General features: G+C 71.2%; 17 protein-coding genes. 11 read left to right on the top strand and 6 right to left on the bottom strand.

Features of this window, described 5'->3' with window-relative positions; genetic code table 11:
* Positions 1 to 9 precede the first annotated feature (9 nt).
* The 4 genes from ABZY45_RS25795 to ABZY45_RS25810 all read right to left on the bottom strand — a co-directional run bounded on the left by ABZY45_RS25795 (position 10) and on the right by ABZY45_RS25810 (position 6,690).
* Complete coding sequence (locus ABZY45_RS25795) at positions 10 to 2,319, bottom strand: molybdopterin cofactor-binding domain-containing protein (protein WP_356743442.1); 2,310 nt, start codon at positions 2,317 to 2,319, stop codon at positions 10 to 12.
* A gap of 214 nt (positions 2,320 to 2,533) precedes the next feature.
* A complete protein-coding gene (locus tag ABZY45_RS25800; RefSeq protein WP_356743443.1) occupies positions 2,534 to 3,757 on the bottom strand; it encodes an oxygenase MpaB family protein in 1,224 nt (407 codons plus the stop codon).
* Positions 3,758 to 3,868: 111 nt separating this feature from the next.
* Entirely contained in the window at positions 3,869 to 5,104 is a 1,236-nt protein-coding gene (locus ABZY45_RS25805; protein ID WP_356743445.1) for an oxygenase MpaB family protein, read from the bottom strand.
* 536 nt (positions 5,105 to 5,640) lie between these two features.
* A complete protein-coding gene (locus tag ABZY45_RS25810) occupies positions 5,641 to 6,690 on the bottom strand; it encodes a zinc-binding dehydrogenase (protein ID WP_356743446.1) in 1,050 nt (349 codons plus the stop codon).
* A gap of 91 nt (positions 6,691 to 6,781) precedes the next feature.
* Here ABZY45_RS25810 and ABZY45_RS25815 point away from each other — a divergent pair, with 91 nt between their 5' ends.
* The gene (locus ABZY45_RS25815) at positions 6,782 to 7,339 is read left to right on the top strand and encodes a TetR/AcrR family transcriptional regulator (protein WP_356743802.1); all 558 of its coding nucleotides are present in this window, start codon (positions 6,782 to 6,784) and stop codon (positions 7,337 to 7,339) included.
* Between the two features lie 3 nt (positions 7,340 to 7,342).
* Here ABZY45_RS25815 and ABZY45_RS25820 read toward each other — a convergent pair whose 3' ends face one another.
* The gene (locus ABZY45_RS25820; RefSeq protein ID WP_356743448.1) at positions 7,343 to 8,464 is read right to left on the bottom strand and encodes a mannose-binding protein; all 1,122 of its coding nucleotides are present in this window, start codon (positions 8,462 to 8,464) and stop codon (positions 7,343 to 7,345) included.
* A gap of 546 nt (positions 8,465 to 9,010) precedes the next feature.
* Between ABZY45_RS25820 and ABZY45_RS25825 the strand changes: the two genes are divergently transcribed.
* The 4 genes from ABZY45_RS25825 to ABZY45_RS25840 all read left to right on the top strand — a co-directional run bounded on the left by ABZY45_RS25825 (position 9,011) and on the right by ABZY45_RS25840 (position 15,907).
* The gene (locus tag ABZY45_RS25825; RefSeq protein WP_356743803.1) at positions 9,011 to 9,811 is read left to right on the top strand and encodes a type VII secretion system-associated protein; all 801 of its coding nucleotides are present in this window, start codon (positions 9,011 to 9,013) and stop codon (positions 9,809 to 9,811) included.
* Positions 9,808 to 11,205, top strand: a complete 1,398-nt coding sequence (locus tag ABZY45_RS25830) for a ricin-type beta-trefoil lectin domain protein (RefSeq protein ID WP_356743449.1) — start codon at positions 9,808 to 9,810, stop codon at positions 11,203 to 11,205. The genes ABZY45_RS25825 and ABZY45_RS25830 overlap by 4 nt, the downstream gene beginning before the upstream one ends.
* Before the next feature lie 146 nt (positions 11,206 to 11,351).
* Complete coding sequence (locus ABZY45_RS25835) at positions 11,352 to 14,663, top strand: right-handed parallel beta-helix repeat-containing protein (protein ID WP_356743451.1); 3,312 nt, start codon at positions 11,352 to 11,354, stop codon at positions 14,661 to 14,663.
* Positions 14,660 to 15,907 (top strand): S8 family serine peptidase, encoded by a 1,248-nt coding sequence (locus ABZY45_RS25840; RefSeq protein ID WP_356743453.1) that lies wholly within the window; start codon positions 14,660 to 14,662, stop codon positions 15,905 to 15,907. The genes ABZY45_RS25835 and ABZY45_RS25840 overlap by 4 nt, the downstream gene beginning before the upstream one ends.
* Positions 15,908 to 16,010: 103 nt before the next feature.
* Here ABZY45_RS25840 and eccCa read toward each other — a convergent pair whose 3' ends face one another.
* Positions 16,011 to 20,033, bottom strand: coding sequence for a type VII secretion protein EccCa (eccCa, locus tag ABZY45_RS25845; RefSeq protein WP_356743454.1), 4,023 nt, complete (start codon positions 20,031 to 20,033; stop codon positions 16,011 to 16,013).
* Positions 20,034 to 20,491: 458 nt separating this feature from the next.
* Here eccCa and eccD point away from each other — a divergent pair, with 458 nt between their 5' ends.
* The 6 genes from eccD to ABZY45_RS25875 all read left to right on the top strand — a co-directional run.
* Positions 20,492 to 21,898 (top strand): type VII secretion integral membrane protein EccD, encoded by a 1,407-nt coding sequence (gene eccD / locus ABZY45_RS25850; RefSeq protein ID WP_356743455.1) that lies wholly within the window; start codon positions 20,492 to 20,494, stop codon positions 21,896 to 21,898.
* 44 nt (positions 21,899 to 21,942) lie between these two features.
* Positions 21,943 to 23,544, top strand: a complete 1,602-nt coding sequence (gene eccB, locus ABZY45_RS25855) for a type VII secretion protein EccB (RefSeq protein ID WP_356743457.1) — start codon at positions 21,943 to 21,945, stop codon at positions 23,542 to 23,544.
* A 441-nt stretch (positions 23,545 to 23,985) separates the two neighbouring features.
* The gene (locus ABZY45_RS25860) at positions 23,986 to 24,321 is read left to right on the top strand and encodes a hypothetical protein (protein ID WP_145805774.1); all 336 of its coding nucleotides are present in this window, start codon (positions 23,986 to 23,988) and stop codon (positions 24,319 to 24,321) included.
* Between the two features lie 90 nt (positions 24,322 to 24,411).
* On the top strand, positions 24,412 to 24,720 hold the full coding sequence (locus ABZY45_RS25865; RefSeq protein WP_356743458.1) for a WXG100 family type VII secretion target: 309 nt from the start codon (positions 24,412 to 24,414) through the stop codon (positions 24,718 to 24,720).
* Between the two features lie 156 nt (positions 24,721 to 24,876).
* Positions 24,877 to 25,341 carry a type VII secretion system-associated protein gene (locus ABZY45_RS25870; protein ID WP_356743459.1) on the top strand — a complete coding sequence of 155 codons (465 nt, stop codon included), beginning with the start codon at positions 24,877 to 24,879 and terminating at the stop codon, positions 25,339 to 25,341.
* 159 nt (positions 25,342 to 25,500) lie between these two features.
* Positions 25,501 to 26,923, top strand: a 1,423-nt coding sequence (locus tag ABZY45_RS25875) for an AAWKG family protein (protein WP_356743461.1), incomplete at its 3' end; no start/stop codon positions are given.

Below are 26,923 nucleotides of genomic sequence, written 5' to 3' on the forward strand. Positions count from 1 at the left end.
CTCCTCACATCAGAAGGCGTGTTCCAGGCCGTCGGTCGGGGACTGGGGGACAGGCGGAACGACCGGCTTGGGTTCGAAGGAGAGTGTGCCGTGGTTGATGGGGAAGGTGGTGGGCATCGTGCCGGTCGCCCGGCCGTAGGCGCAGGCGACCGCCGCCATCGACGCGGCGACACCCAGCTCTCCGGCTCCGCCGGGCTTTCCGGTGGTGTCAGGCATGATGATGACGTCCAGCTCGGGCGGCGTGTTCCACTGCCGGGTGTAGAAGTAGTTGTCCCAGCTGGCTTCCAGGAAGTAGCCGTCGCGCAGGTGCAGGCTGGAGGTCAGCGCGAGCGCGATCCCGTCCATGGCGCAGCCCATCATCTGCGCCTCCAGGCCCCGCGGGTTGATGGTGAGACCTGCGTCCACGGCGAGGACGACCTTGGTGACGCGTGGTCCCGCGACACCGTTGCGGATCGGCCGGTCGACGGTCTCCGGCCGGCAGTCGATCTCCACCAGGACCGCGCTGGCGGAGTGGTACTCGGAGTGGAGCGCGATGCCCTGTGCCGTGCCGGCGGGCATCGACCGGCCCCAGCGTCCGGCTTCGGCCACCTTCTCCAGGACCGCGACGGACCGGTCGTCCTTGAGGAAGTCGCGCCGGATCCGATAGGGGTCCTTCCCCATCTTCGTCGCCAGACGGTCGATGAGGAGCTCACGGGCGCAGGTGACGTCGGGTGAGTAGACGTTGCGCATACTGCCCGTGTTGAAACCCTTGTCGGTCTCGTTGAGGAGCCGGCTGTTGACACCGAAGTTGTACGGCATCGACTGGGAGAGCTGGAAGAACGTCTCGGAGAATCCGAGGTCGGCCACCGGCAGTTTCGCGGCCAGGGCGGTGAAGATCTCTCCGAATCCGTGGCTGAGGTCGGTGGCCACGCTGGTGTGCCGCTGCTTGTAGCTGAGGACGGTGTTCCCGGCATAGGCGATGCGCACGCGGGACGTGGCCATCGGATGCGTACGTCCCTGACGGGAGTCGTCGGCCCGGTGCCACATGAGTTTGACCGGCTTGCCGATCTTCGCGGAGATCTCGACGGCCTCCAGTGCCGCGTCGAAGAAGAGTTTGCGTCCGAAGGACCCGCCGCTCTCGGTCACATGCACCGTCACGGCTCTCAGCGGCAGTCCCAGCTTGGCGGCGATCGCCTCCTTCGCGACGATCGGCGCCTTGAGACCGGACCAGATCTCGGCGCGGTCGGACCGTACGTCGGCGATGGCGCAGTTGGTCTCCAGGGCACTGTTGCTGCGGAAGTGAAAGGTGAACCTGCCTTCCACGCTCGGGGTCAGCGGCGGCAGCCCCAGCGAAGGTTCCGCGGCCTTCAGTTCCTTGAGCACGGTCTCGTCGGACTTGCCCTGCGCGGTGCCGGGCCCCCAGGACACCTTCAGGGCGCGTACGGCGTCGATGCACTGACCGAAGGTCCGGGCGCGTACGGCCACACCGCTGTTGATGACGACGACGTCGGTGACGCCCGGCATCGCCCGCACCGCATCGGCGTTGGCGACCGGTCCGACCTTCCCGTTGATCGTCGGCGGACGGCACACCATGGTCGGGAGGGCTCCCGGGACGGCGAGGTCCATCGCGAACTTCTTGCGCCCGGTGACCGCGTCGAGGGCGTCGATGCGGCGTTGCGGTGTTCCGATGACGGTGAACTGCTCGGCCGGTTTGAGTTCGGCGGTGACCTGCTGCGTCCGCACGGCCGCGGCCTTCTCGGCCAGCGCGCCGATGCCGATGCTCCGGCCCGCGGGGCCGAGGACCACGCCCGCTCTGATGGTGACCTCGGTGAGGGCCGCGCCGAACACCGTCGCGGCGGCCTCGAGCAGCCGTCCGCGCGCGACAGCGGCCGCGACGCGGATGGGGGTGTAGGTCGCGATGGTCGTGTTCGACCCGCCGGTGAGCTGGTTGAACACGAGCTCCGGCCGTGCGTCGGCCAGGGTGACCCGCACCTTGTCGAGAGGCACGTCCATCTCCTCGGCGATCAGCATGGCCGTCGACGTGGTGATGCCCTGCCCCACCTCGGCACGGGGCAACGCGAAGGACACCGTGCCGTCGGTGTTGACCTGGACGGTGATCAGACCCGAGGTCGGCAGAGCCGCCAGGGTCATGACATCGTTGAGGTCGACCAGTTCCGTGATGTCCGCCGACGGCACGTCGGCCCGGGCCTGCTCGGCAGGTACGAGTTGGGCGGCAGTCACCAGGGTCGGTGCCGCCAGTACGAATCCCAGGAACTTGCGTCTGTCCAAGGCACGGCTCCCGTGCGGCGGTCGGGCCGCGCGGTCCTCACCGTTCACCATCGGTCTCCTCTCCCGTACGCCTCTTCGGCGTCGTCTCTCCGGGAGTCTGGCGGAGGACTCGTCCCGGCGTCCTGCTTCGGCGCGATCTCATGGGTGGGTGCATGGGGCGGTGCGGCTCCGGCTGGGGTCGTGGACGGTGCTGCCAGGGACGGTCCAGGGTGCCGTCCCTGGCAGCGGCGGGTGCTGTGCGTGGTGGTGCAAGGTGAGGGGCGGCTCAGGACGGACGGTTGACGTCCGGGATGTCGATCGCGATGGGCCGGCCCTCGGCGAGGAAGAGCAGGACGAACTTGCGGAGCGCTTCCTCCAGCGTCCACAGGACCGCGGGGACCGCGGGCAGCGGCACCAGCCCCTCGCGGAAGGCGACAAGCAGCGGCCACGCGGTCGCTATGAGCTTCTCCAGTATTGGCTGCTTGGACAGGCCGATCATGTCGCCGACGTTGCCGCCGAGCGTGTACCTGGTGAAGGCACTGATCAGAGGGCGCGTCAGGCCGAGGTCGAGTTCGGCCACGATCCCGAGGAGGACGTTGGTCAGTGCCTCACCCTCCTGGCTGTGGGCGAGGATCGGGTCGAGCACCTGCTTGGACTGGGCGTTGGCCTCGTCCCACGAGTTGGGGATGTACTCGTCGCTGACGCCGAGCATGTGCGCGCTCACCTGCCACACGTGCAGATACGCCTCCGAGTCGGCGGCGTTGACCCGGACGCCCCACTCCTTCATCCTGCGCATGACAAACGTGGCCAGGCTGTGCCAGGTGACCATGATGTCGGCCTGGCTGATGGGGATCTTCTGGCCGCCGCTGGTCTGGGACCAGCCCGGCGACTGCGGGAGCAGATGGCGTACCGCCGCGTGCACCATGCGGGTCTTCACGGCGGTCACGATCATCGAGCCCTGCGGCAGGTAGGCGTCCAGGTCCCCGATGTCGTAGCCGAGCCGCGCGGTCTTCGCGATGCGGTCCTTCATGTCCGCACCGCCCTTGGAGTAGTAGACGGCGCGCGCCTCTCTGGGGATGGCGGTGCTCATCAGGCCACTGCCGAGACCGTACAGAGCCCCCACATAGATGCCCTTGGTCTTGCTGAACTGGGCGGCGCGGTCGAGTTTGGCCTTGTCCGCCCAGGCCGGCATCTGCCGGGCGTGCTCCATGAACTCCTTGAGGTCTGCCGGGAGACCGTCGGGCAGCGCCTGGTCGTTGCGGGTCCACCGCGCCAGCAGGGTGTTGACCCGGGGTACGTCGCCGCGGTCGATCACGGCGGCGAGCACCGGGTCCGCTTCCTCGTCCCACACCCATTCCGGGTCCACGCCCGCTCCCGCCCCGGCCACCGACCCGGTGGGCGACCAGGTCCACAGAGACCGGGCACTCGCGGGGGAGGCTGCCGCCAGCGCCCCGGCGGCACCCAGGGCCCCGCCTGTCATCAACATCTTGCGCCTGCTGTACACGTCCATCTTTCCGAGCTCCTTCGTGAGTTCTGATCGGTGAACACCGCGGTGAGGCGGACCGGAGACGCACGGCCGGCTGCTGACGGCGTGGCGCCGCCCCGCGGGCCGCGGGTGACCTCAGCGGGATGCGGGGCGGTTGGTGTCGGGGATCTCGATCCGGGTGCCGCGGCCCTTGGTGAGGTAGAAGAGGATGTACTGACGCGCCGCCTCGTCGAGCGTCCAGGCGAGCGGCGGCACGAGCGGCAGGGGGATCAGCTTCTCCCGGAAGGCGACCAGCTTCGGCCAGACGGTGGCTATCACCTTTCCCCAGAACGCTTCCTCGGGGATCCCGTCCATGTCGGCGATCCGGTCACCGACGAGGAACCGGGCCAGCGCGTCGACGAGCGGCCGGTCGATTCCGCCGGGGCTCGTCTGCTCGGCGAGCTGGCCCAGCAGAATGTCGGTCAGCTCGACGCCCTCCTTGGTGGAGGCGAGGATCGGGTCGAGGACCTGCTTGGACTGGGAGTTGGCCGCCTCCCACGTGGCGGGGATGTACTCGTCGCGGACACCGAGCATGTGGGCGGTGACCTGCCACACATGCAGATAGGCCGCCGAGTCGGCCGCGGAGATCGGGACCTTCCACTCGACCAGTTTCTGCATGGCGTAGGTGGCCAGGCTGTGCCAGGTGACCATGATGTCGGCCTGGCTGATCGGGATCTTCTGGCCGTCGCCCGTCCGGGTCCACTCCGGGGACTGCGGCAGCAGGTGACGCACCGCGGCGTGCACCATCCGGGTCTTGACGGCGTGGACGATGACGTCGCCGTCGGGCCGGTAGGCGTTCAGGTCGCCGATGGCGAAGCCCAGGAGGCTCGTCTTGGCGACGCGGTCCTCCATGTCGGCGCCGCCCTTGGAGTAGTAGACGGACCGTGCCTCCCTGGGAATGGCGGTGCTCAGCATTCCACCGCCCACTCCGTTGAGCAGATTGAGGTAGAAGCCCCGGGACTTGTTGAACGCGGCTGCGGTCTCCAGCTTGTTCCGGTCGGCCCAGGAGGGCAGTTGCCGGGCCTTCTCCATGAAGTCGCGCACGTCCTGCGGGAGTCCGGCCGGGAGTGCCTGGTCGTTGCGGGTCCAGGTGCGCAACGACTCGTTGACCTTTGGCACGTCCCCGCGGTCGATCACCGAGGCCATCAGCCGGTCGACCTCGTCGTCCCACACCCATTCCGGGTCGAGACCCTCTCCCGTGCCTGCCACCGACGCGCTCGGCGCCCAGGTCCACAGGGGCCGCGCACCGGCCGGCGATGCGGCGCTCAGCGCGCCGACGGCCCCTAAGGCCCCTCCCGCCAGCAGCATCTTGCGCCTACTGAGTCCATCCATAGCCCGGAACTCCTTCTCGGGTCCTTCAGCCCTGCGGCTGTTCGGCGGTACAATGAAACAAAGTGAGCCTCTCTGTGTCACCAGATGAGCACAAGGCGGGTGCGGAACGCCAGAGATTTTTCAAAAAAACAGGCGCCTCTGCGGAAGCTGGCCCGGCGGGACCCGCGGGGCGTCGCCGCCCGCCGGAACACCCCGTACGCACCAGGAGTTCGCTCAGGCCGAGGGAGCCGCGGTCCTGTGGGCGGGCAGGCCTCGCCCGGCTGCGTATGCCGTGGCGTCCGGCCCCGGGCGGTGACCACCCCGCCCGGGGCCGGGCTCGTGCGCCCGGCTCAGGCGCTGCGCCGTAGGCCGGCGCCGGTAGCCGCGCCTGGCGTCGTCGCGCCAGGCGGCGAAGGTGGGGGCGCCCACTGGTCACAGACCCCCTGTTGCGGGGGCGCGGTCAGCGAGACGTCCAGCATGGGAACGGATCGGGCCGAGCACCGTTCGCAGCTCCCGCACCACCACGTCCCGGTGGGGTGACGGCAACGCACGACGGTCTACGGGTGCAGCACGATCTTTCCGACATGCTTCCTGCGGGACAGCTCCTCCTGTGCCCGAGCGGCCTGGTCCAGGGGGAAGGCCGCGGCCACGACAGGCCGGATCGCGGCCCGGCGCGCCAGATCCATCAGGAGAGCGAAGTGCGTGGGCGTGTGCATCGAGGAGCCGATCAGGCGCGTGTTGTGCAGATAGAGCCTGCGCACGTCGAAGGTCACGTCGTAGCCGCCGAGCGCGCCCGCGACGACCCACCGGCCGCCTTCACGCAGCAGCGGAAGCCCGTCCCCCACCAGGTCCCCCGCGACCACGTCGAGGGCGACGTCGATGCCCTCCGGGGCGACGGCGCGGATCTGCCCGACGACGTCCCGTGCGCGGTCGAGCACCTCGTGTGCGCCCGCCTCGCGCACAGCCCGCACCTTGGAGCCGCTGCTGACGGCGAGCACCCTCGCCCCGCGTGCGCGGGCGATCTGCACCAGCGCGAGGCCGACTCCGCCGGACGCTCCCGACACCAGTGCGGTTTCCCCCTCCCGCAGCAGGCCCCGCTCGATCATGCCCAGCGCCGTGCCGTACGCGGTGGGCAGGGCCGCCAGCTGGTCGTCCGTGAGCGGGGACTCCGTCACGTCGTGCACGCGCACCGCCGGAGCGGTCACGTACTCGGCGTAACCTCCGTCGCGTTCGCTCCCCATGAGACCCACCGGGTTCGCGTCCGGCCCCTCGGCGTCGTACGTCGCCGGGTCGACGACCACACGGCGGCCGACGAGGTCCTCGTCCACGCCCGAGCCGACCGCCGCGACCCGGCCGGCCACGTCGGCACCCTGTACACGGGGAAAGGTGACCGGGCCACGCCAGCCCGACAGCGCCTGCGGGTCACCGGGGTTGCCGTACGCACCCTCCCGGGTCCACAGGTCGGTGTTGTTGAGCGCTACGGCGCCGACCCGGACGAGTACCTCCCCGGCCTGCGGGACGGGTACGGCCACCTCCACCACTTCGAGAACCTCCGGCCCTCCGTGCCTTGCGATGCGCACTGCGCGCATGGTCTCGGACGTACCCATCTCCTGAACCTCCCTTGGGTATACTGATCTGTGAACTCCATCCACCGTACACCGATCAGTGAAGGAGCGTCCGGTGCGAGAAGAGCGGCCCATGACCCCGGCCGGCCGTCGCATCGCGGAGGCGGCCGAGGAGCTGTTCTACGACCGCGGGATCACAGCGGTCGGCGTGGATCTGATCGCCGAGCACTCAGGCGTGACCAAACGGACCCTCTACAACCAGTTCGGTTCGAAGGACCACCTCGTCGCCGTCTACCTCGGGCGACGTGACGAGCGGTGGCGGTCACTCGTCCTCAGCGCCGTCGATGCCTGTGAAGGCCCGGTCGAGGCCGTCACCGCCCCCTTCGACGCACTGCGGACCTGGACCGCAACCAACACGCGTGGGTGCGCGTTCATCAACGCGCTGGCCGAACTCCCGGACCCCTCGCATCCCGCGCACCACATCGCCGCGAGCCAGAAGCGCTGGCTGCTGAACCTTTTCACGGAGCTCGCCACCGAGGCGGGGTGCTCGGGCCCCGCCGTCCTCGGCGCGCAGCTCCTCGTGGTGCACGAGGGTGCTCTCGCCACGCAGCCGCTCCCGCTGGGCACCCTCGCGGCGAGCATCGACCTGGCGCACGCCCTCGTTCGCGCCGCCGCGCCGGCCGGCGGGTAGGCCTCAGGTCGACCAGAGGACCGCGCCGTTGTCCACGATGACCACCTTGGCGTCGGCCCGGAGCACCATCTGTGCGCCGGGGTGGTCATGGGTCCGGGAAGCCCAGATGGCGCGGTCGTCGCCGTTGTGGATGACGAGGTTGCCGTCCGGCTGGAAGATCGCCCGGTGGTTCTGCCCGAAGGTCATGGCCGCCCAGATCGGCTTGCCCTTCTCGTTCAGGACGACGAGGTTGCCGTCGGGCTGCATGACCATGCGGATGCGGTTGGTCGTCCAGGCCTGATTGACCTGCAGCACGCTCGGCGCCGAGACGGTCGCCGTGCCCCAGTCGGGCTTCGGAGAGGCCTTGGGCGCAGGGGGCGGGGGCGAAGTCTTCGCGGCCGGGCTGCTCGTCCTGGGTGCCGGCGCGGGCACGACGGGCTTGGGGACGACTGCCTTCGGGACCGGGCTCTCCTTCGGCTTCGCCCTGGTCGGGGAAGCGCTGGGCTTCACAGTCACGAAGTCGTCGAGGGCGGCGGGCGGGGAGTCCGCGTTCAGCACCGTGTCGGAACCCGCCGCGGCAGTACCTGCGGTGTCGCGGGGTTCCTCGTCCTTCGCTCCGACCAGCAGCAACGGTATGGCTATGAGCGCGGTTCCGACGAGCGCCGCCGCCGCGAGGACGGGCTTGCGAGGACGTCCTCCGTCGACGCCGGTGGTCGTCCTGACGGCCGGAGGGGTCGCCACAGCGGTCGTCGCGAGGGTGGCGCCCTCTTCGGAGGCCGCAGCCGTGCCCTTCGCGGGTGCCTCGGCCGTCCCCGCGGCGGAGGCAGTGGCGGCGGCGGGCGTGGGCGAGGCGGCGGGCGTGGTCGCGGGAGTCGGCCTGGGGGCGGTGGGCGCCTCGGGCTCCTCCTCGCTCGCCCCGGTCTTCCCGGACCCCCGGGCCCCCTCGGTCCCCTCCGGCTGCCCGGAGGTCTCGGTCTCCCCGGGCGCTTCGGGGGCGGGGGAGTTGGACTTCGGCCCCGCGCCCGCCGCGGTGCTCGAAGTGCGCTCGTCCGGTTCGGCGGCCGTCGGCGGAGGCCCGGCCTCCCCTGTGCGGGCCGTGTTCGTCGTCGCCGCGTTCGCGCCGGGGGGCTGGTGCTGGGGGGACATGCGGTACTCCTCCTCGGTGGCGGAGCTGTCGGCGGGCCACGGACCCGTCCGGTGGCGACCTGGGTCCGGGTGAACGCCCGGTGAACTGGCGTGTGTCGGTCGATGGAACGTCGAGGGGAGCCGGTTCGGGCCCGCTCCTCGTTGCCGGCTTCCCCGTGACCCGGCGCGGTGGCGGCCGCAGGCCGTTCCGGAACCGTCCGAGCTTCGAGCGTCTCCCGGACGGCCTCGGTCCGGACGTCCGGCCGGAGGGCGCGGAACGTCGAAGTAGCCGATGGCGTGACCAACTTAGCCCGTAGCACGGTCGGCGGTCGCGCCTCCCCACCCGTGACGGGGCGCAGCTTTGTCCCCGGACGCCTCACTGCTCCCGGAAAGTTCCTCATTCGGGCGGAGAACGGGCACGTGGATGCCCGATACGGATCTTCCCCAGCCGTCTACGGGCAGGGCCCGTGTGGCATCCTGTTGGCATCCCGATCTGATCAAGTGTCGATGCGTACGTACGCTGTTCGGCACCCACGCATTCGTACGGAACCAAGAGCTCAGGTGGAGATGCGGCCCGGAGAACGGCATGCGGCCCGGCACGGCGCCTCGGCCGTGGAGCCCCATGGCTCCGGCCCGGCCGCCGCCCCCTCCCCACCCGCCGAAGCCGACGCCGACACGTCCGGAATACCCGAGGCCGTGCGGGCCGCCGCCCGCCAGGCCCCGGGGCACTGGATCGGAGTGGTGGACCCGGAGTGGACCGACGAGCGGACGCCGCCGGAATGGGCGGTGCTGGGGGAGTGGGAGTCGGACGAGAGCGGTGGAGTGGGGGAGTACCGCGCCAACCCCGCGTACCGGCCCTCCGCGCGTGTACTCGGCTGGCCGGAGCCCACGGACCCGGTGGACGCGGCGGCGCAGCGAGCCGCCACGGGGTACGGCTCCACCGAGGAGGCGATCGCCGCACTCGCGGAGGCGGACATCACCGTGCTGCGCGGACCGGACGGCGGGCCGCTCACGGCCGCCGGCCGGGACGGGGCGCCGGTGATCCTTTTGTTCACCTCATCCGCACACGAGTTCATGTCCGCGGAACTTCGCCATGACATGGTCTCCGCAAGGGATCTGGCCCGCTCCCCGAACGTGCCCGGCACACTGCTGCTGGTCAACGCCGGGGCCGCCGCTCCGCTGCTCGTCCCCGCTGACAGCCTTGCCGGTCCGGTGAGCGGCAACGGGACGCCTTCCGGCGGGGGCGTGGACCCCGTCCTTCCCTCCGGTGCGGCGGAACGTACCGGAGGCCCGGCCGAGGGCCCCTCCGGGGACCGGGCCGACAGCTCAGCTTCACCCTGGCCCCACACCACAGGGAGGACCCCGTGACGCGTTCGACCCAGCAACACCCTGTCTCCCCCGAGGCTCGCGCGGAGTCCGGTTCCGAGGGCGGGACGGCGGACGCGCCCGGCTCGCCCGTCGTGTCCTCCTCGCACACCGAAGCCGCCGAAGCCGCCGAACCCACCAAGGCTGAGGCCGTGGAGCCCTCGGTCGCGTCCGGGCCCGCGAAGTCCGCGGAGCCGGCTGCGACGTCCGGGCCGGCGAAGTCCCCCGAGCCGGCTACGACGGCCGAATCCGCGAAGTCGCCGGAAGCGGCTGCGACGTCCGAGCCCGCGAAGTCCCCGGAAGCGGCCACGTCGTCCGAATCCGCGAAGTCCGCGGAACCTGCCACCACTTCGGAACCAGCGAAGTCGACGTCCGAACCCGCGACCCCCGCAGCCACGCACTCCGCATCTGCACCTGCCCCCTCCGCAGAGGCCGAAGGCGCGGCGGTCACACCCGCGGCCCCCGCTCCCGGGCCCTCCTCCGGCACGCGGCCGGAGGCCGAGACCGACTCCGGTGCGGACCCAGGTGCCGCTGCCGCGGCCCAGAGCCGGCTGCCCGCGCTCGTACGGACCATGACGGCGACCGCGATCGGCCGGCCGCAGCAGGCCGCCCCCGTAGGCCGCCCGGGCAAGGCGGTGCTGGCCGGTGCGGCGGTGGTCGGGGCGCTCCTCGTGTCGGTGCCGTTCCTCGTGCTCGCGGGGAACGATGACAAGGGCCCCGAGCAGCCGTCGGCTCTGGCGGCCGGAACCGTGCTCGACGGCAGTGGGCAGGAGACGCCCGGCGAGTTCGCCGTCACGACGCCCGAGACCAGCTCCGCGGCCGATCCCGGCAAGGGCGCCGAGAAGCCTGACAAGCCGGTGCGGCAACTTCCCGCTCCCGCACCGGCGAAGAGCACGGCCAAGGCCACACCGAAGAAGGACGCCGAGCAGAAGGAGACGGAGCGCAAGAGCGCCGACAAGGGTTCGGGCACCACGAAGTCACAGCCCGCGCCCGCCGCTCCGGCAGTCACCCTCAGCTCCCCGGTCTCCTTCCGCAGCCATCTCTCGGGCCGCTGCATCGACGTACCGGACCACGACTTCAGCGACGGCAAGGCGCTGCACGTATGGGACTGCAACAACGCCCCCGCGCAGAAATGGCAGTTCGCGTCCGACGGCACCATCCGCATCAAGGACAAGTGCCTGGACGTGGCCAATGCCGACTTCAGCGACGGCACCGTCATCCAGATCGCCTGGTGCAACGGCAACGCCGCCCAGAAGTTCGCCCTGAACGGTGCGCATGACCTGGTCAACACCGTCGTCGGCATGTGCATAGACATCGCGGGCGCCAACCGGAACAACGGGGCACCCCTGCAACTGCTGAAGTGCTCGGGCAATCCCGCCCAGAAGTGGAGCACCTGACGGCGTCCTCCCCACCGGGAGTACCTCTCCCGGAACCCGCACGCCCCGGGGGCGAGGCATGATGGCACCGTCGGCTCTCCGACACACGTCCCCGCCAGAGAAGGGGGCGTCCGTACAAGACGCCGCCGTAGCAAGGAGGTTGGTGCGTGTCGCGCCAGGTACTGTCGGTCGGCCCCGGGGACCGCTTTTCGACGATCGGTGAGGCACTCGCCGCAGCCCGTACCGGCGCGCTCATCAGCGTCCGGCCCGGGACGTACGCGGAGAACCTGGTGATCCACACGAGGGTCACCCTCACTGCCGCCGAGGGGCGGGGCACGGTGGAGATCCGCCCGCGTTCGGGCAGCGTGGTCGCGCTTCGCGCGGACGCCGTGATGCTCTCCGAGCTGACCCTGCGCGGCGGCGACGCCGAGCTTCCGGCCGTGGACGTCCGGCGCGGCCAGGCCGCCTTCGACGGCTGTGAGATCGTCGGCGCCGCCTGGACGGCGATGCTGGCCGGCGGTACGGGTTCCCTCGCGCTGCGGGACTGCCGGGTGAGCAACCCGCAGGGCGCCGGCATCGTGGTGACCTCGACGACTCCCACCACCGTCGAGTCCTGCACCCTCGAACACCTGGGCACCAGCGGCCTGGTCCTCGCCGAGCAGGGCGAGGCACGCGTGCGTGACTGCACGGTGCGCGACGCCCGCGGCAACGGGCTGCTCGCCAACGGCGACGCACGTGGCAGTGTCGAGGACTGCGACATATCCTCCACCGACAAGCCCTCCATCGCCCTGGAACAGAACTGCGCCGTCTCTGTGGTCCGCACCGTGGTCCACGACACCAGCACCGGCGTGCACCTGAGCAGCGCGGGCCGTACGGCGCTGGAGGACGTCCGGGTCACGGGTGCCTCCGGGAACGGGATCACCCTGGCAGGGGGCACCGACCCGGTGCTGCGCCGCTGCCGGGTCTCGCGCGTGCGCGGCCACGGCGTGCTGGTCACCGACAGGGCGCGCGGCACCTTCGAGGACTGCTGGGTGGACGGCGCGCAGGGCGCGGCGCTCAGGGTCGCCGGGGCGGCGTCCCCGGCGCTCACCGGTCTGACCGTCCGTGACTGCGACGGTGCGGGACTGCTGCTGGAGGAGGACTCGGCGCCTGAACTCGACCGCCTGGAGGTGATCGGCGGCTCGCCCTCGGTCGCGGTGCTCGGCGGCGCCAATCCGCTGCTGCGCCGGGCCCGCCTGGTGGAGCCCTCCGGCGACGGGATCGCGGCGACCAGGGACGCCCGGGGACGGGTCGAGGACTGCGAGGTGGTCAGGCCCAAGGGCGCGGGTGTGCGCGTGGCGTCGGGCAGCACTCTCTACCTGGCAGGTGGCGGAGTCTCCGAGCCCACCACCAGCGGCCTCGTCGTCGAGGACGGCGGCAACGTCACCGTCCGCGACTTCCGCGTCGAGGTGTCCGGGGAGGAGGGCGTCGTGGTCGCCGGGGGCGGCGAGCTGACCGCCAACCGCACCTCGGTGCACGCCCCCAAGGGCCACGGTTTCATGCTCCACGAGGGCGCGCTCGCCTCGATCAGCGGGTGCGAGGTCACCGGCGGTGCCCAGGACGGCTTCAGAGTGGAATCGACCGCCCCCGTCTCCCTCGTCAACTGCCTCGCCAGGGAGAACGAGGGGGGCGGGCTCGTGCAGACCGCGCCCGGCGAACGCCTCGCGGTCGAAGGCCTGAACAGTACGGGCAACGGCAAGCGGGACGCCTGGGGGTCCGGCAGTGCGGAGAACACCGACCCGGCCGGTTCGGGTGCGGCGGACGCGCCCGCTGCCGACCGGGCAGACGGACCGCTCGGCGCCCTCAACGCGCTGATCGGTCTGGAGAACGTCAAGCACCAGGTGCGTACGCTGGTCAACCTGACCCAGCTCGCCCAGCGCCGCGAGCAACTCGGCATGCCCGCACCGCCGATGAGCAGGCATCTGGTCTTCGCAGGCCCGCCGGGCACGGGCAAGACCACCGTCGCCCGGCTCTACGGCGCGATCCTGGCGGAGCTGGGATCGCTGCGCAGCGGGCACCTGGTCGAGGTCTCACGTGCCGACCTGGTCGCCCAGGTCGTCGGCGGCACGGCGATCAAGACCTCCGAGACCTTTCAACGGGCCCTGGGCGGCGTGCTGTTCATCGACGAGGCGTACACGCTGACCGCGGACAGCGGCAGCGGCGGTGCCGACTTCGGCCGGGAGGCGGTGGACACCCTGCTGAAGCTGATGGAGGACCACCGCGACGACGTGGTGGTGGTCGCCGCGGGCTACTCCCGCGAGATGGACTCCTTCCTCGGCTCCAACCCCGGCCTTGCCTCGCGCTTCTCGCGGACCGTCGAGTTCGAGAACTACTCGGTGCCCGAACTGGTCGCGATCATGGAGAACATGTGCGGTCAGCACCAGTACGAACTGGGTGAGGGCACCGCGGAGGCACTGGCCGCCCACTTCGGGGCGATGCCGAGGGACGCCGGCTTCGGCAACGGACGCGCCGCCCGCGGGGTGTTCGAGGAGATGGTGGACAGACAGGCGATCCGGCTCTCCGCGCAGTCGCAGATCGGCGAGCGCGATCTGCGACTGCTGATGCCGGAGGACGTCTCCGTCGCCGCCGCCGCGAAGGCCACCGAGACCGCCGTACCGGCCGACGACCCGCTGACGCGCCTCGGTGACATGATCGGTCTGGCCGAGGTGAAGCGCGATGTCGCGGACCTGGTCAACCTCATCACCACAGCCCGCCATCGCGCCGCCGCCGGGCTGCCGGTCCCCTCGCTCAGCCACCACCTGGTCTTCACGGGCCCGCCCGGTACCGGCAAGACCACCATCGCCCGCCTGTACGGCGAGATCCTGACCCAGCTGGGCATCCTCGACCGGGGCCAGCTGGTCGAGGCCGCGCGCGCCGACCTGGTCGGCCGCTACATCGGACACACCGCCCAGCTCACCCGCGAGGTCTTCGAACGGGCCCGCGGTGGCGTGCTGTTCATCGACGAGGCCTACACCCTCACACCGCGCGGCGGCGGCGCCGACTTCGGCCAGGAGGCGGTGGACACCCTGCTGAAGCTGATGGAGGACCACCGCGACGACGTGGTGGTCATCGTCGCCGGTTACACCGACGAGATGGAACGCTTCCTCGCCTCCAACCCGGGGCTCTCCTCCCGCTTCCCGCGCCGGATCGGCTTCGCCGACTACTCCTCCGAGGAACTCGTCACCATCGTGCGCACCCAGGCGACGAACATGGGCTACGAGTGCGGGCCCGGCACCGGCCCGCTGCTCAAGGAGTACTTCGACTCGCTGCCCCGGGACCGCTCCTTCGGTAACGCCCGCCTGGCCCGCCAGGTGGTCGAGTCGATGGTCACCCGGCAGGCGGGACGGCTCAGTTCGCTGGCCGCTCCCACCCTGGACGACCTGCGCGTCCTTCTCCCCGCCGACGTCGCGGCCGTGGCGCCCGAGGCGGCTCCCCGATGAGGCCTCACACCCGGGGGATCGCCCGGCTGCTGTCCGGCCCCGGCCTCGCCGCCACCCTGCTGCTGTCCGTGGCGGTCCCGGCCCAGGCGGAGCCCCTCTCGCGGGTCCCGGCGGCCGAGGGGGACAAGGGCCAGGAGCTACCCGGCATGCCCTCCGCGCTGGACCCGGACGCCGAAGGAGTGGTCTGCACACCCGCCTCCCGCGAGAAGGCGAAGAAACAGGACTGGTCGCGCCAGCGCCTGGACCTGGACCGGCTGCACCAGCACAGCACCGGCGAGGGCGTGACCGTCGCGCTGATCGACACCGGTGTGGCCCCCGGCGCCGACGGCCTCGACGGCCGGGTCTCGGCCACAGGCCAGGCCGGTGACGACTGCGTCGGGCACGGCACCTTCCTGGCAGGCCTGATCGCCGGGACGGGAGGGGACAGCCCGCGTTTGGCGGGGGTCGCCCCGGGCGCGAAGATCCTCGCCCTGCGTGGTACGGACCGTCGCGGACAGGCGAGTTCCGCCCTGGTCGTGGACGCGCTGCGCAAGGCGACCGAGGCCGAGGCGGACGTGATCGCGGTCGCCGTCGCCCTGCCGCGTCAGGACGCGGCACTGAGCGGTGCGGTCGCCGAGGCACGCCGGGCGGGAGCCGTCGTCGTGGCAGCGGCCACCCCGGACCCACCGTCCCGGAGCGGGAGCGAGGAGACTCCGTCCCGCACGTACTGGCCGGCCGGTGAACCCGGCGTCCTCTCGGTCGCGGGCATGCTTCCCAGCGGTGCCCGACCCGACGGCTCCCTGCCCACCGACGGCATCGACCTGGCCGCCCCCGGCGCGGGGGTGGTGTCCGGCGGCCCGCGCGGCGACGGGCACTACCTCGGCGGTGGCGTGCCCGTGGCCACCGCCTACGCCGCCGGTGCCGCCGCGGCGGTCCGGGCCGCGCACCCCGGCGAATCGCCCGACGCCGTCGTCCGCCGTCTGACCGCCACGGCTTACCCCGCCGACATTCCCCAGCTGGACCCCTACGCCGCCGTCACCACGGTCCTCGGCGCCCCGCCGGCGTCCGCCGGTGCCGAGCGTGCCGCCGTCCCCGTGACCGTCCGCGACACGTCGGGGGCCGACCGCGCCGCGGGCCGAGCGGTGCTCTTCGTACTGCTCGGCTCCGCCACCGTCCTCGCGCTGCTCTGGGCCACGTTCACCTTCTCCCGGGCCCGCAGGCGGGGATGGCGCCCGGCGGAAGCGGGCGGAGCGGGAAGGGACTGAGCCGAGGGCTCCGGCCCCGGGGGCGCCCGCGGTGTCGCCCGGTCCTACGGGAAGCGGGGGCCACCACCGGTGGCCCCCGCTTCCGCTGCGTGTCGTCCGTGCCTCAGTCCCGCTGTCCCCCGCTCTCCTCCATCAGGGCCGTCTGCATCAGCCGCGGCCGGCGGCGGGCGATGTGAAGGGCCCGGCCGGGCGGCAGATTGAGGGGTTTCGCGTCGCCGAAGAGGCGGCCTTCCGTGGGCGGACAGGACAGCAGCACGGCGGGGTTGTTGGCCTCGTCGAGCCGCCGGACGAGACCGTCGCTGAGGCCGCGGCCCGCCCCCATGGCGCTGCGGGCGACGACCACATGCAGACCCATCTCGAAGCCCAGGGTCAGATTCTCGAAGAGTGGCTCGAACGGACTCTGGAAGGAATTGCCGGAGACCATGTCGTAGTCGTCGACCAGGATGAAGAGCCGCGGCCCGGTCCACCAGTCGCACTGACGCATCCGCGCGGGTGCGATGTCCGCGCCGGGGACGCGCCCCTTCATGGCGCGGGCGGCGCCCTCGACGGTCTCGTTGAGGTTGTCCAGGGAGATCACGTGGCCGATGCGGTACTCCTCGGGGACGGCGTCCACCAGGGTGCGGCGGTAGTCCACCACGATGATCTTCGCCTCGTCCGGGGCGTACCGGTCGGTGATCCCCTTCGAGATGCGGCGCAGCAGATTGGTCTTGCCGCTCTCCGTGTCACCGACCACGATCAGGTGCGGGGTACGGCTGAAGTCGTGCCAGACCGGCTCCAGGGCCTCCTGGTCGATACCGAGCGCGAGGCGCATGCCGCCGCCCTCGGTGGGCTCGGGCGCGGGGAGATCGGCGAGCGGGAGCCGATGCGGCAGCATCCTGATCGCGGGAGCGGAAGCGCCGGCCCAGTGACGGGAGATCTCGGCGACCAGATGCGTGACTCCCTCGCCGAGGTCGTCGAGCGAGCCGCTGCCGTCGAGACGGGGCAGGCCGGCGAGGAAGTGCATCTTGCTGTCGGCGGTGATGCCCCGGCCGCCGCTGCGCGGCACCGAGCGGGCCTTGCGGGTGTCGATCTCGGAGTCCATCGGGTCGCCCATCCGCAGTTCGAGGCGGGTGGCGGCCTGGTCACGGACCTGGGCCGACAGCTCGACCCAGCGGGTGGTGGTGATGAGCAGGTGGATGCCGTAGTTGAGGCCACGGGCGGCGAGTTCGTTGAACTTCGGTATCAGGTCGTCGTAGTCCTGACGAACCGTGGACCAGCCGTCGACAACCATGAACACGTCACCGAAGGGCTCGTCGGGGAACTCCCCGGCGGCGCGGCGGCGTCGGTAGGACTGCATGGAGTCCAGCGTGTGGTCCACGAAGAACTGCTCGCGGCGGGCGAGCAGCGTCATGACCTCGGCGACGGCCCGGTGCACCCGCTCGGGGTTGAGCCGTGCGGCGACGCCGCCGACGTGGGGGAGCGCGGCGAGCTGCGAGAGGCCGCCACCGCCGAAGTCGAGGCAGTAGAACTGGACCTCGGCAGGGGTGTGGGTGAGGGCCAGGGCGGCGATCAACGTCCGGGCCAGGGTGGACTTGCCGCTCTGCGAGCCGCCCGCGATCGCGACATGGCCGCCCGCTCCCGACAGGTCGACGACCAGCGGGTCACGGCGCTGCTCGAAGGGCTTGTCGACGAGGCCGACGGGCACCCGCAGCCTGCCGGTGCCCGGCCAGCCCGCGGACGTGAGTCCGCGCTCCGGGTCGGGGGCGATGCCGGGCAGCAGGACGTCCAGCGGGGAGGGCTCGTCCAGCGGAGGCAGCCACACCTGGTGGGCGGCGGGGCCGGAGTCGCGCAGCCGGTCGAGAGCCACGTCGAGCAGCGCCTCCTCGTCCTCGGCCTGCCCGGCCTCCGGCTCCGGATCGGGGACGGGCGGCAGGGCGCGCGGCACCACCCATCCGCTGGTCCACGGCGCCACCTGGCTGGCGACCCGGGCCTGCACCACCGCGCCGGTGCGCCGCCGGTAGGTGCCAGAGGAGTACGCCGCGCGGAACCGGGTCAGGGCCTCCACACCGGACTTCAGATAGCCGCTCCCGGGCTGGGCCGGCAGCTCGTAGGCGTCGGGCACACCGAGCACGCCACGGCTCTCCATGGCGGAGAAGGTGCGCAGGCCGATGCGGTACGACAGGTGGCTCTCCAGCTGATGCATGCGGCCCTCGTCCAGGCGCTGCGACGCGAGCAGCAGATGCACCCCGAGCGAACGGCCGAGGCGGCCGATCATCACGAAGAGGTCCATGAACTCGCGGTGCGTGGAGAGGAGCTCACTGAACTCGTCGACCACGACGAAGAGGCTCGGCAGCGGGGTGAGGGCCGTGCCGGCGGCGCGCGCCCGCTCGTACTCCAGGGCGGAGGTGTAGTTCCCTGCGGCGCGCAACAACTCCTGCCGACGAATGAGTTCACCGTGAAGCGCGTCCTGCATGCGCTCCACCAGTGCGACTTCGTCGGCGAGGTTGGTGATGACGGCCGAGGTGTGGGGGAGTTCCTCCAGGCCGAGGAACGTGGCGCCGCCCTTGAAATCGACCAGCACGAAGTTCAGTGTCTCGGACGAGTTGGTCAGGGCGAGTCCGAGGACGAGGGTGCGCAGGAGTTCGCTCTTGCCGGACCCGGTGGCGCCGATGAGCATGCCGTGCGGGCCCATGCCGCCCTGCGCGGACTCCTTGATGTCGAGTTCCACCGGGCGGCCGTCCACTCCGACCGCGATCGGCACCCGCAGCCGGGCGGAGCCGGTGTGCCGCTCGAAGAGGGTGCGCGGGTCGTGCCGGTGCAGGTCGGGTATACCGAGCAGCGTGGTCAGCTCGACGTCGGCGTCCAGCGGCTGGGCGATGTCGGTGCCCAGGCTCATCCGCCGGGGGGTGATCAGCCGGGCGAGCGACTCCGCGCCGAGCGGGCCGAGCCGGTCCGGGCGGCCGAGAGGCACGGAGCGCTCCTTGCGGCTGCGGTCGGTGCGCACCAGGCTCACCTGGTCGGCCCCGACGGTCAGCCGCAGCGTGTTGCGTCCGGGGCGCCAGCGCAGCGCCCCGGAGACGTCGAGGGCCAAGGCGTTGCGGTAGCCGCTTCCCTCCCAGCGATGCCCCTCAGGAACGGTGACACCGTCCAGGACGACGACCGTGTAGGGCTCGTCCCGGCCAGGGCGCCCCTCCGGGTCGAAGCCCGGGCGCTCGGCGAACTCGGCGCCGAGCAGATCGTCCAGCTCGGTGAGGTCGGCGGTGATCCTGCGGGCCTGGCCGGCACCGTCCTCCTCGTACGGATCCAGCGCGTGCGGCAGCCACTTGACCCACTCCCAGTCCGCGCGCCGCTCGTCGCTCGCACAGACCGCGAGCCACAGCTCCTCGGGTGCGTGGAACACCGCCAGCTGCCCGAGCACGGCGCGCACCAGCGCGCGTACCGCGTCGGCCTCGCCGGCGGCCGGGTCGCTTCCGGCGGCGCCGTTCGCACCGCGCGCCGGGGCGTCCGGCTCCGCGAGCTCGCCGTCCGCCCCCTCGGGGCGCAGCAGGATCCTGGCCGAGGAGCGCAGGTAGAGGCCGAGCGGCTGGTCGGGGATGGTGGAGTAGGCACGGATGAAGCGCCGCAGGGCGTGGGCACAGAGAGGTTCGAGGTCCTCGACCGGGCGGGTGGAGACGGGGTTCAGGCTGAGCGCCAGCTGCTGCTCGCCGACCGCGAGGCGGACCTCGCCGAAGTCCTCGTCCGCCGGGCGGCGTTCCCACAGCCGTGACGTACGGGCCAGCGAGCGCAGCGACGCGGGCTCCGGGTGGCGCCAGGCGAGCGCCCGCTGCTGCTCCGCGATGGTGGTGCGGACCCGCTTACGCGTCTGCGCCAGGTAGCGCAGGTAATCCCGGCGCTCGCCCTTGAGGCGCTGCTTGCGTTCGCTGGAGCGCCGCATCAGCTGTCCCAGCAGCATGGCGCCGGCGGAGAGCGCCATGACGCCCATCGCCAGGTACATGAAGACGCCGTTCCCGCCGCCGGGCCGCAGGAACATGAGCATCATCGAGACCGACATCAGCGCCATCGGCAAATAGGTCCATATTGCCGAGGTGTCCGGAACTGTCTCGGCGAGGACCGGGGGTTCCTGGAGGGTCAATTGCCCTTCGGGCATCTCCGGTCCGCGTCTGCGGGCCGGTCGTCGGAACAGGACCACGCTCAAGGAACAGAACCTCCGGTTTCACTGGCCTTCCGGCCCGTACCGAATACCGGTGCACCCGGTAGTGGGAAAGACCGCGCCGCCCTGATTCCCCCGGGTCCCACATGACGCGGGTGTACGCCGGGTGAATGTGACGAGCGGATGGCGTGGGGACGGCCAACTCCCTTGGCGGCCAATTGCATACCGGAAATGGAGACCGGTCCGCAGCACGACCCGGTGGTCGTAGGCAGTAGTCTGCATTCACGGAACGCGACCTGTCCACGCGGGTGTGGTGGCAGCCGGGCGTGCGGCCGCAATTCCGCTGCCCGGGAAGCTCTTTCCCGGCCGTGCGCACCTTCCGTATCGTTCCCACGTCCCCCGCCCCCGGGGGCGTCCTCCTGTCAGAGCCCCCACGGAAGACGAGAGTTCAGCTGATGACCGACAGTGCGGTGGCCGAATCGTGCCGCCTGACCGTACGTGCGCCGAGCGTCTCCGTCGATCTGGCGGTCCCCGCCGACGTACCGGTCGCCGATCTGCTGCCCACGCTGCTGCGATACGTCGGCGAGGAGGCCGAGGAGGCCGGACTCGACCACGCCGGATGGGTGCTCCAGCGGCTCGGCGACGCCCCGCTCGACGAGGAGACCACCCTGGCCGGAGCCGGTCTCGCGGACGGCGCCGTGCTCTACCTGCGCCCGCACACCGAGGCGTTGCCCGAGGCGCGGCTCGACGACCTGGTGGACGGGATAGCCGACACCGCGAGCCGGCGGTTGCACACCTGGCACCCCGGAGCCGCACGTGGCCTGCTGGTGGGCACCGCCGTGGCGACCGTGGCGGCTGCCCTCGTGCTGGTGTTCCGGCCGGGGGTGGCCGCCTCCGGCTCCTCCCGGGCCGCCTGCGCCGCCCTCGCGGGGCTGCTGCTGCTCGCGGGAGCGGGTTCAGCCAGCCGCGCGGTCGGCGACCGCCTCTCCGCGACGGCCCTCGGCCTGCTGGTCGCCCCCTGCCTGGCGCTGGCCGGCTGGGTGCTCCCCGGCGGTGATCTGACCGGCCCTGACGCCGTGAAGGTCGTCGGCGCGCGGCTGCTCGCCGCGGGCACCGCAGGCGCGGGTGGCGCGGTCATCGCGCTCGCCGCCACCGCGGTCGGCGCCCCCGCCCTGCTGGCCACCGCGGTGGTCTCCGTGGCCGCCGCGATCGCCGGGGCCCTGATGGGATACACCGGACTGGACATGCCGGCGGCGGTGGCGCTGGTCGCCGCGGTCGTCGTGCTCGCCGCCGGAGCGGTGGCGCCGTTCGCCTTCAAACTGGCCGGAATGCGACTGCCCGCGCTGCCGTCGTCCGCCGGCCAGCTCCAGGAGGGCATCGACCCCTACTCGGGCGACGAGGTGGCCGAGCGCACCGAACTGGCCGGGCGCTGGGTCACCGCGCTCTTCGCCGCCACCGGCACGGTCACCGCGGGCGCTCTGGCCGTCCTCGCCGAGCACCCCGACCTGCCCGAGGTGCTGACCGCGCTCACGCTGAGCCTGCTGCTGCTCCTCCACTGCCGGGGCCTGGTGCACATCTGGCAGCGGCTGACCCTGGCGGTGCCCGGGGTCTGGGGGCTGCTGCTGCTCGCCCGGGCCTGGGCGGTGGACAGCGACAGCGACGGGCGGGTGGTGGTCTTCGCGGTGCTGCTCGCCGCGGCGGCCGGGCTCGTGATCGCCTCCTGGATCGTGCCCGGCCGCCGGGTGCTGCCGTACTGGGGGCGTGCGGCGGAGCTCGCGCACACCGGCTTCGCCGTCGCGCTGCTGCCGCTCAGCCTGTGGGTGGTGGGCCTCTTCGGCTGGCTGCGTGGCCTGTTCGGCTGAGCACCCCCGCAGGCAGGACATGGGATACGAGTTGAGGAGAGGCTGTGCAGTCCAAGCGCGACCAGGTACAGGCCCACAGTTTCATGATGGGCAGACTCAGTTCGGGTCTGCTGACGGCCGACCCCGACGCCCCCGAGAGCCCGCTCGGACGCACCACCCGAGGAGTGGTCTTCGGCGTGCTGGTGACCGTCCTGATCGGCGCCGGAGCCACCGTCTACGGGCTGCTGCGGCCCGGCGGGAACGACAGCTGGCGCAAGGGTGAACACCTGGTGGTCAACCGGGACACCGGTGCCCGCTACCTCTGGACCGGGACCGACGGCGTACTGCACCCGGTGCGCAACTACGCATCGGCACGGCTGATCGGCGGCGCCGACCTGGCCACCGCCGACGTCGGCACCGCCTCGCTGCGGGACGTCCCGGTGGGTACCCCGGCCGGCATACCGGGCGCGCCGGACAGCGTGCCCGGCCCCGGCCGACTCGACGACGGCGCCTGGCACATGTGCGTCACCGGACCGGACGGGGCCCTGCCCAGCACCTCCGGTGCCACGTCGACCACCGGTGTGGAGAAGCCCGGCGCCACCACCCTCGTCGCGGGTGCACCCCTGGGCTCCCGCGGGGTCGGGAGCGACAACGGGGTACTCGTCCGCGGCCCGGACGGTGCCGAGTACCTGGTGTGGCGAGGCAGCCGAATGCCTCTGGACCGTGCCTCCGACGCCCGCAACGCCCTCGGCTACGCCTCCGAGCGGCCGATGCCGGTCTCCGCGGCCTTCCTCGACGCGCTGGCCCCGGGTCCCACTCTCGAACCGCCCGCGGTCACGGGACGCGGCAAGGAGGGTCCCGTACTCGGCGGGGAGGCGAGCCGGATCGGCCAGCTGTTCAAGGTCAGCGTGCCCGGCGGCGGCAGCACGTACCACCTGCTGCGCGAGGACGGCCTGGCGCCGCTGACCCGGCTCGGCGCCGCCCTGGTGCTGGGGGATCCGGCCACGCAGAAGGACGCCTACGAGGGGCGGTCACCCGAGGTCCGCACGCTCGGCGCCGACGCGCTGCGCACCCACCGGGCCGAGGACTCCGGTCCCGCCGCCTCCGCCGGACTGCCGGACGCCCCGCCCGCCCCGCAGTCCGCGCCACGCGGTACGGCGCTGTGCGCCCAGGTGGACGGCGACGACGGCGGCACCCGGATCAGGTCGGTGCTCGTCCCGCTGGCCGAACTCACCCCGGTCGTGGTGTCGGACGGAACCGCCCAGCCGTTCCGGCAGGCCTGTGTCCGGACGGACGCCACAGTGGTGCGGCCAGGACACGGTGCCCTGGTCCGGGCTCTGCACGCGAGCGGTGCCGCGCACGCGGGAACCACCTACCTGGTGGCGGAGAACGGGGTGAAGTACCGGGTCTCCGCCAAGGACTCGCTGGCGGCGCTCGGCTACACGGCAGGGGACATCGGCTCCGTCCCCGCACCGCTGCTGGCCGCCCTCCCGACCGGTGCGGACCTGGACCCGGCAGCGGCCTCCGGTGCCGCGGAGCCCTCGGTCACGGCTCCCGAATGCGCCACCGGCACGCGGCCGGGGGTGCGTGAGGAGAAGGCCGGTACGGACAAGGGGGACACGGCCGGCGCCGCAGCCGCGGTCGACACGGCAGGCTCCGCTTCCTGACCGCGTAAGGACCGCACCAGGCGTCGAGAAAGGGAAGACGGGCGGGAAAAAAATCGCACCGAACTCGGCGCCGACCGGTGATTCGTCATGGGGCGAGCACGGTGGGAAACCTCAGAAAAAGCTCAGACAATCGACCGGCACCTCCGTGGAATCCCGCAGAAGCCCGCATATCGCCGGAAACAAACAGTGGGCGTGCCCGTTTGCCTTCCCGCCCTGCCCGTTCTCCTGCCGTATCGCGTTGTGTGACGGGCCGGCTGCCCGGATGGTTGGGCCGGACATCATCTCGTGGAAACATTCGGGCAACTCCCGCGCCACGAAGGGAATCCGGGCAGCTGACCTATGCTCAAATCTTCCCTACATGCGTTGCGCCGAGCGAGTGCCTTTCTTTAGCCTCAGCGGGCAACGGTGCAACGAGACCGGCCTCAACGAAGGGAGCGCGACATGGCGGACAGTGGCGCGAGGAAAGCGGATTATGCCAAGGGCTTGGGAGGTGTCTCCTCCCTGGAGTCGGCCCGGAGCGCGGTCGAGAAGGTCCAGAACAACGTCGCCGAGATAGCCGCGCGCTCCGGCGTCGGTGGCGACGAGGGCCAGGCCCTGCTGAAGCTCTTCCGCAGCTGGAACGCCGAGGCGCAGAAGGTCGTCGTGCAGATCAGCACGATGGTCGACGCGCTGCAGGAGAACGTGACCTCGGCCAACCGCCTGGCGAAGGAGAACCAGGACCTGACCGAGGTCCTCAACAGCAAGACCAGTCAGGGCGTCTTCGAAGCGCTGCGCTGACCCCACCATGCGGCACCGGCCCCGTTCCAGGAGGCCGGAGCGCGTGAGCCACCCGGGCCCCGCGGGCCCGGCCATCGAAAAGGAGACGTCATGGCCGACGGCATCATCGATGTGCAGTACTCCACGGTCCGGCACGCGATCGAGGAGCTGAAGGACCAGACCCAGCAGATCATCACCACACTGAACAATCTGGAGGACGAGCTGAGGCCGCTCGTCACCTCCTGGGAGGGTGATGACCAGCAGATGTACCGCAACGTGCAGGCGGAGTGGGACCAGGCGACCAAGAACATGGCCCTGCTCCTCGGGGACAGCGGCGCTCTGGTCCAGAGCATCCACGACAACCACTCCCGGGACGAGCGCAGGAGCGCCGACAACTGGGGCAATGTGCGGGCCCGTTAGTTCGTGATGCTCCCCTCCGGCCGGCCCGGAGGGGAGCATCAGGCACCCGCGCGCTCCCCGGCGCGCGGGTGCTCCGGCGGGGCCGCCCCCTACAGGTCGGTCGCCCGCCCGGACATCCCGACCCCCGTCCGGCACCGAACGGCAGGAGGACGCCCCATGGCCGGTGAGAAGGCCGACGTCAAGCATTTTGACCTCAAGCAGATGGAGAACTTCCGGGACAACGAGGTGCAGCCGGTGTACACCGCCGCGAAGAAGCACCGCGAGGACGGCGACGGGGCCCACATCCGGCCGCTCGGCCACCTCGTCGACGGGCACACCACCCCGGACAACCTCGACCAGAACAAGCAACTCCTGCGCATCGGGCGGATGGTCACCGAACCCCTCGTCTCGGGGCCGAAGCTGATCGAGGGCGTCCGTACGGCGGCCGAGGCCATCGACAAGCTGCTGGGCGATCAGATGGACCTCTTCAAGGAACTGAAGGAGGCGCTCACCGACACGATCGAGGAGGCCAACAAGACCAAGGACAAGAACCTCGACGCGATCGACGCGCAGACGCTGCTCCAGACCTTCGACGAGGTCGACGCGCTCACCAGCGGATCGTCGGAGACAGAAGGCACCTGATCCCGATACGCGCGGGTCGCGGAAGCCTCAGCGTCCGGAACGCGCGTGTGAGCCACCCGGAGGCCTCGGAAGCCCGGCGGCCCCGGAACACCCGGAAGTAACACCGCACGAGAAAGCCGTCTGCCGACACGGCCGACAACCGACCAGAAAGGGCGCCCGGTGGCCGATCGGTACGATCCCAACTCCGTCGCCAACCTCGACAAGTTCGACAACGCGGGCGACCCTTCGACCGACACCTGGGCCACCCTGGTCACCCACATCACCGGCTATCCCGTCCCGGACCGCAGTACCGTCTTCGACACCCTGCGCTCCGACCACGGCGGCAAGCTCTTCCGGATGGACATCAAGGAGCGCAGCCTCGGCCTGCTCGTCAAGGACTCCGGATTCCTGACGAACAAGGGCGAGGACTACGACATCTGGTTCTTCGACAGCGGCAAGAAGCGGTCGATCATGCAGGCCCGGATCGTCTTCGAGGGCCGTGTGAAAGCCGGTGAGGAGATCATCTTCGCCGGCCCGGGCTCGGACAGCGTCCATGACGCCCAGGTCCGCGAGGGAAACGAGTTCACGGACTACAACAAGGACAAGATGAGCACCATCCCGCTCGCCCGGTACATGAACGGGCCGCGGGCAGCGCTTCTCGGGCTGCTGGGAGGCAACACCCAGGACGCCCGGTTCAGCAACCTCGGTGTGCCGGGAGCCGACGTCGTCGACCTCACGTCCTTCGACAGCACAGGCCAGTCGTTCGACTTCGCCGCCAAGTTCTTCAAGGACCACGCGACAGTCCTGAAGGACTGGGAGGACCGGTTCGGCCGGGAGGACGCGAGCTGGAAGGGCGAGGCGGCGGAGGTCTTCCGCAGTCTGCTGAAGAAGATCCGCGAGAACTACGACAGTTACGTCGAGACCTTCAACTCCTCGGTCGGCACCGGGGACCGGACGGGCACCGGCAACACGGTCTACTCGCGCGCCCTGTCACTGGGCCGTACCTACCTCGAGGACGCTGCGGGCAAGCTGCTGGACGCGTGGCTGACCTGGGCCAAATCCTCGTACTACGACCCTCACCAAGTGCTGCGCTACGTCCTGGACGACCTCGCCCAGTGGGTGGACGCGAACAACGTCGCCAAGACGGACATCACCTCGTACACCACCCGCTACAACACGACTGTCAGCCACAGCCCGCAGGGCGGGTTCTCCCAGGTCCACCCCGAGTACGGCGACCTCGCGGACATCGCGAACTGGGCGAAGGTCGGCGACAAGGCGGTCAAGATCTGGACCCAGGGCGTCGACGAGTACCTGGGCAAGCCCGCGGCCCAGGTGCAGTCGGCGCTGAACAACCACTTCCTCGAGCTGGGGGCGGACTTCTCCGACAACGTGCCCAAGCCGAAGTCGACCGGTACGGCTTCGGAGGAGTACGAGGAGAAGAAGCTCGAGGAGGAGAAGGACGAGATCAACCGGCAGAACGAGGAGAACCGCAAGTACCAGGACGAGCTGCGCGAGGAGCAGGAAAGGCAGCGGGAGGAGGACAGGAAGTACCAGGACGAGTTGCGCGAGGAGCAGAACCAGCAGCGCGAGGAGGACAAGATAC

The organism is Streptomyces sp. NPDC006516 (assembly GCF_040611875.1).
Taxonomy (GTDB): Bacteria; Actinomycetota; Actinomycetes; order Streptomycetales; family Streptomycetaceae; genus Streptomyces.